Source organism: Alteriqipengyuania sp. (assembly GCF_964222115.1).
Classification (GTDB): Bacteria; Pseudomonadota; Alphaproteobacteria; order Sphingomonadales; family Sphingomonadaceae; genus Alteriqipengyuania.
Window position 1 is genome coordinate 1 of record NZ_CAXQBM010000075.1, and the last position, 5,825, is coordinate 5,825.

Consider the following 5,825-nt stretch of genomic DNA (forward strand, 5'->3'; position numbering starts at 1 on the left):
CCGCCGATGCCGAAACCCAATGCGGACCCCTGATCCGAACGGAGGAAGTCGACCGCGTCGAACGCTGGGTCGATGAAGCCATTGCAGCAGGCGGCACCCTGGTCTGCGGGGGAAGCCGCCTGAGTGACACTCTTTTCTCCCCGACCGTCATTGTCGATCCTCCCGAAAGTGCCAAGGTATCCCAGGAAGAAATCTTCGGCCCCGTGATCTGCGTGTATGGCTATGACGATATCGACCTGGCTATCGAGCAGGCCAATGCCCTGCCTTACGCCTTTCAGGCCGCTGTATTCACCGATCGGCTGTCAATCGCCAATCATAGCATCGGCTCTCTGGCTGGATCGGCTGTGATGGTGAACGACCATACGGCATTCCGCGTGGACTGGATGCCCTTTGCAGGCCTGCGCCGCTCCGGCCTTGGTGTCGGCGGGATCGCCTACACGATGGCGGATATGAGCTTTGAAAAAATGGCCGTCTGGAATTGGCCAGAGGGTGGTTTTCGATCAGATCGATAGGAGCGTTCGATGATTGTCCCGCACACGGTCTATTGAAAGAGCAGTGACTTATCGCTGCTACCCGATCTTCAACATCATGAAGACTGAGACGAGAGATGGCCGCGAATTCTTCATAAAGCGGGCAGACATTTGCATTAGGGCGGCTATCGCAGCGGAGACTGTGAAGAGCAATGAAGCGGGCCGGTGCCTGTGCCTCACGCCTCTCGGCGGACCCATACTTCTGTATTCCTGGGCTTCTGGGTAAGGCCTATTCAGATGCTAGCGCCTTCCATGAGGTGGCGAATGCCATTCTACAGCTTTCGTTCGGCATGACCGTGCCCGTTCGTCCATATCGATTTCATCCGGAAATGCGAGAGGAACATTATCCGGCGCCTCGCCGTTGCAATGGTACGCAAATATTCAGGTATTTAATAGAAATTGGAGACATATCATGGAAGCCAAGAATGTGATGACCTCGAATCCTGCATGCTGCAATCCTTCGACCAGTGTACGGGAGGCCGCTAATCTCATGGTGAAAAACGACTGCGGCGAAATTCCGGTTGTAGATGATTCCGGCACACTTGTCGGTGTGATTACCGATCGTGACATTGCTTGTCGCTGCGTTGCAGACGGCAAGTCTTCTGACACGTCGGTAGAAGACGTGATGACAAGCTCTCCGATTACTGTGACACCCGACACGAGTGTCGATGATTGTCGCAGCAAAATGGAGGACAACAAAGTTCGGCGGCTTCCTGTTGTGGACGAGAGTGGCAAATGTTGCGGCATCGTTTCACAAGCCGACATTGCTCGGCATGCGAACGAAAAAGAGACCGGCGATCTGGTGCGTGAGGTATCGGAACCCACCGAGGAAGCGTCAAAGTCAGGTTGCTGTTAGGCAAATTTGGGCAATAGGTTTGGGCTTCGGGTTTGCTGAAGCGAAAACATAAATCTGGCCTTTGTCTTCAGCCTGATAACCGACTTGCACGTCGTATGCGTTCGGACTATCCCAAACCGGTGACGTATATTCGTGCTCTTACTTTGATCTGCTTCAGCTTCGGCCTGTTTGTGCAGGTCGCAGCACAGGCAGCTGTTCCGCAGATTGAAGTGGCCGGAACGACTGATTGCGCTGAAATGGTGCAAGGCATGCCCAATCACCCAATGCCCGGGCAGGTGATCGCCGATAAGGACAAGGTCGATCAGCACGGGCCTTGCCGCGAGATGACACTCGATTGTCTTGTTGCTATGAATTGTCTCCCGCCGCTGGCGCTCACCGCTGCGGGACTTGCGCAAACAGAATCGCTTTTTGTTGCGCCTCAGTACCTTTCCGCGAGTGCCAGCAGGCTCGAGAGCCAGCCGCTACCGCCGGAATCGCCACCTCCACAACCCCAGCTCACCATCTAGCATTTCCCGGGCGGTGCATCGCGCCGCTTGCGAGCTTGACGGATAAACAGGCCCAGCGCCCGGTTGCTCGCCCGCGTGCGCCGTGGCCCTTCCCGGTCAGCTCGCTTTGAAAGAGTAAGAATTATGGATTGGCGCATTGGCTGGGTGCCGTTTTCGGCCCTGCTCGCCGCGCAGACTGCCCAAGCACAGTCTGTCGGATACGAGGAAATACTGGCGGTAGCACGAGGCGAACAACCCGTTCTGGAAGCTGGCGCGCTGCGTGTACAATCGCGGCGCGAGGCAGCGGAAGCGGCGGATGAGCTTCCCGATCCGCGCGTACGCGCAGGTATCATGAACCTTCCTGTGACCGGACCTGCCGCGTTCGACCCAGACCGGCAACTCCCCACGCAGATCGCAATCGGTATCGAGCAGGAAATCCCAAATCTCGCCCGTCGACGGGCGAGGTTCGGCGTTGCCAGTTCGGAAGTGCGGCTCGCCGAGGCACGCCTTGGCATGGCCGAGCGTATTCTTCTCGCCGATGCGGGCACGGCCTGGGTCCGGCTCCATTATGCGCAAGCGCGGCTTGATCTTGCCCAGGCTGCGCTGGACGACCTGAGAGCATTCGTTCCGGTTGCCAACAGTGCAGTTGCTTCGGGGTCGGCCCGCCCGGCGGAGAGCCTGGCAATCCGGCGCGAGCTACTCGGAATTGAAGACGCGATTACCGCTATCGAAGCCGAGCGCGAGACTGCGCAAGCGCAGATTTCCCGATATATACCGCTCGCAGATCCGGTTGCTTTGGGAGCCGCGCCATCGGCTGTCCTCGATGAGGAGCAGCTGCGGTTCGAGCTCGAAAGCAATCCCGAAATCCTGCTGGCCGATGCCGAACGAGGCCGGGCCGAAGCCGGTGTCGCGCTCGCACGCGCCGAGAAACGACCCGATTTCGGGGTGAGCGTCACCTATGGTCGCCGCAATCCTGATTTCGGCGATGCGGTGTCGATCATGGGGTCCATTACACTGCCGATCTTTACCGACCGGCGGCAGAATCCGCGCATTGCCGCTGCCGAAGCCGAAGCCGCTGCCGCATCGGCCGAGCGCGAGGATCGCAGGCGCGCGTTGGTTGCCGGTTTCGAAGCTGATCTGGCAACCTGGCGCAGCACAGTGCGGCAATGGGGACGCGCGCGTGACGAGCTTCTTCCGCTGGCGCGCGACCGCGCGGACCTCGATACAGCGAGTTTCGCGGCCGGGCGTGCCGATCTCGTCGATGTGATTGCGGCGAAATCCGCGCTCGCGCTGCTCGAACTGGAGATACTCGAGCGCGAACAGGCAGCTGTCGAGGCGGCGGTGAGGCTGCGACTGACCTACGGGGAGAGCAGGCCATGAACTCCGCGCTCGAACGATTCACACCGCGCCAGCGCATGTATGCGGCTGGACTTGGTATTGCTCTGGTCAGTCTGTTGGCGGGCTACGGTCTCTCAATGCTCGGCAGCGAGAGCGGCGGCGATGCAGCGACAGATACGGGCTGCGAGGACGTGCTCTATTGGTACGATCCGATGGTCCCTGACCAGCGCTTCGACGAGCCGGGCAAATCTCCTTTCATGGACATGCAGCTGGTCCCCAAATGCGCGGGCGGCGACGCGCAGGGCGCCGGGGGTGTGAGTATCGATTCGACGCTCGTCCAGAATTTCGGGATCCGGACTGCTGAAGCGGAATATGGCGTGCTGGAGCCTGAAATCAGCGTCACCGGCACGCTCGCATATAACGGCAGCGAGATGGCGATCGTTCAGCCGCGCGCCGGCGGCTATGTTCAGCGGACCTACGGCCATGCACCGCAGGACCTGATTGCCAGAGGCGCTCCGATCGTCGACATTCTTGTGCCCGAATGGGGCGGCGCACAAAACGAGTATCTTGCTGTTGCCGCAACCGGCGACGAAGCGTTGACCCGGGCCGCCCGCGAGCGCCTGCGGCTGCTTGGCATGCCGGACTCGATGATCGCCTCGGTCACCCGAAGCGGAAGACCGCAAACGATCATCACCGTCACAGCACCGCAATCGGGCGCGATCACGTCGCTCGCAGTAAGGCCGGGCATGACCGTGGCGGCGGGCCAATCGCTGGCCGAGATCAGCGGGTACAGTCCGATCTGGCTCGAGGCGGCGGTACCCGAGGCACTGGCTGGCAACGCGCGTGTCGGGCAGCCGGTGAGCGCCACGCTCACTGCCTTTCCCGGCGAACGGTTTGCCGGACGCATCATCGCCATTCTGCCGAGCGCGCAAGATGCGAGCCGCACGATAACCGTGCGGGCAGCGATGCCCAATCCGGGCCTGCGGCTCAAGCCGGGAATGTTTGCCCAAGTGATGCTCGCGCCTGAACGGCGCGAAGCGCTGCTGGTCCCTTCGGAAGCTGTCATTCGCACCGGCGAGCGGACCCTGGCGATGATCGCGCAGGGAGGTGGCGGCTATCGGCCCGCCGAAATCCGTATCGGCCGCGAAGCGAACGGACGGACCGAAGTCCTTGCCGGGCTGGCTGCAGGAGAGAGAGTGGTCACCTCGGGCCAGTTCCTGCTCGATTCCGAAGCCAGCCTTGCGGGCATCGACGTGCGTCCCGTCGATCAGGCACCATCCGGTGCGAGCGAAGACCGAGGGTCGGACGATGCAGATGAACCGCAGACTTATCGCGCGACCGGGACGATCGAGCGCATAAACGCCAACAGCGTGACCTTGCGCCACGGTCCGGTGCCTGCGCTCGAATGGCCGGCAATGACCATGCCCTTTGCCAGCGAAGGACCGGAACAGCTGCGCGGTTTTGCGCGCGGCGACCGGGTCTCCTTCACATTTGTGCAAGCCAGTACGGGGCCGCGCATCGTCTCGATCCGGAAAATCGGCCAATGATCGCGCGCATCATCGATAGCTCGATCGCCAACCGCTTTTTCGTGGTGCTGGCAGCGATCGGGTTGGCGCTGGCCGGTTTCTGGGCGGTACGGACGACGCCCGTCGATGCCCTGCCGGACCTTTCCGATGTACAGGTGGTGATCCGCTCGAACTATCCAGGTCAGGCGCCCCGTATCGTCGAGGACCAGGTGACCTATCCGATGGCCACGACCATGCTGTCGGTCCCCGGTGCCAAGACCGTGCGCGGCTATTCCTTTTTCGGAGACAGCTACGTCTATGTGATCTTCGAGGACGGGACCGACCTCTACTGGGCGCGCTCTCGCGTTCTGGAGTATCTGAACCAGGTCCAGAACCGCTTGCCCGACGGGGTTCAGAGCACACTCGGCCCTGATGCAACCGGGGTGGGCTGGATCTACGAATATGCGCTGGTCGACCGCAGCGGCGGTCACGACTTGGCCGGGCTCAGGAGCCTGCAGGACTGGTTCCTGCGCTACGAGCTGAAAACCATTCCCGGCATCGCCGAAGTCGCCAGCGTGGGCGGCATGGTCAAGCAGTACCAGATCGTGCTCGACCCCTATCGCATGGCTTCGCTGGGCGTGACGCACGCGCAAGTGGTCCGCGCGGTGCAGGCAGGCAATCAGGAAACCGGGGGCTCTATCGTCGAAATGGGCGAGGCCGAATATATGGTCCGTGCCTCGGGCTATCTCGGCACGCTGGCGGATTTTCGCAGCATACCCTTGCGCGCCGAAGCGGGCGGCACTCCGGTAACGCTGGACGATGTGGCCAATATCCAGATCGGCCCGGAGCTGCGGCGCGGCATTGCGGAACTCAACGGCGAAGGCGAGGTTGCCGGCGGTATCGTCATTCTGCGCCAGGGCGCCGATGCGCGCAGCGCAATTGCGGCGGTCGAAGCGAAGCTCGAACAATTGCAGGCAAGCCTGCCCGAAGGGGTCGAGATCGTCACCACCTACGACCGTTCGCAATTGATCGATGCTTCGGTCGAAAACCTGACCTCCAAGCTCATCGAGGAATTCATTGTCGTTGCCCTGGTGTGCCTGCTGTTCCTGTG

At 61.3% G+C, this 5,825-nt stretch carries 6 protein-coding genes; all 6 read left to right on the forward strand.

What is annotated here, in order from left to right; genetic code table 11:
• On the forward strand, positions 1-512 hold a 512-nt coding region (locus ACEQXE_RS11735; RefSeq protein WP_370179560.1), incomplete at its 5' end, for an aldehyde dehydrogenase family protein.
• Between the two features lie 430 nt (positions 513-942).
• Positions 943-1,386 carry a CBS domain-containing protein gene (locus tag ACEQXE_RS11740; RefSeq protein ID WP_010412712.1) on the forward strand — a complete coding sequence of 148 codons (444 nt, stop codon included), beginning with the start codon at positions 943-945 and terminating at the stop codon, positions 1,384-1,386.
• A 95-nt stretch (positions 1,387-1,481) separates the two neighbouring features.
• Positions 1,482-1,892: a hypothetical protein gene (locus tag ACEQXE_RS11745; RefSeq protein ID WP_010412715.1), complete on the forward strand. Its 411-nt coding sequence runs from the start codon at positions 1,482-1,484 to the stop codon at positions 1,890-1,892.
• 123 nt (positions 1,893-2,015) lie between these two features.
• Complete coding sequence (locus ACEQXE_RS11750; RefSeq protein WP_010412718.1) at positions 2,016-3,251, forward strand: TolC family protein; 1,236 nt, start codon at positions 2,016-2,018, stop codon at positions 3,249-3,251.
• Positions 3,248-4,756: an efflux RND transporter periplasmic adaptor subunit gene (locus tag ACEQXE_RS11755; protein ID WP_011413841.1), complete on the forward strand. Its 1,509-nt coding sequence runs from the start codon at positions 3,248-3,250 to the stop codon at positions 4,754-4,756. Before ACEQXE_RS11750 ends, ACEQXE_RS11755 begins: the two co-directional genes overlap by 4 nt.
• A partial coding sequence (locus ACEQXE_RS11760; RefSeq protein ID WP_370179563.1) for an efflux RND transporter permease subunit occupies positions 4,753-5,825 on the forward strand: 1,073 nt, incomplete at its 3' end. The genes ACEQXE_RS11755 and ACEQXE_RS11760, both read left to right, overlap by 4 nt.

Bases quoted from the DNA above. Each gene is read 5' to 3' on its own strand.
- ACEQXE_RS11740 (WP_010412712.1), top strand. From the start codon at position 943: ATGGAAGCCAAGAATGTGATGACCTCGAATCCTGCATGCTGCAATCCT.
- ACEQXE_RS11745 (WP_010412715.1), top strand. From the start codon at position 1,482: ATGCGTTCGGACTATCCCAAACCGGTGACGTATATTCGTGCTCTTACT.
- ACEQXE_RS11750 (WP_010412718.1), top strand. From the start codon at position 2,016: ATGGATTGGCGCATTGGCTGGGTGCCGTTTTCGGCCCTGCTCGCCGCG.
- ACEQXE_RS11755 (WP_011413841.1), top strand. From the start codon at position 3,248: ATGAACTCCGCGCTCGAACGATTCACACCGCGCCAGCGCATGTATGCG.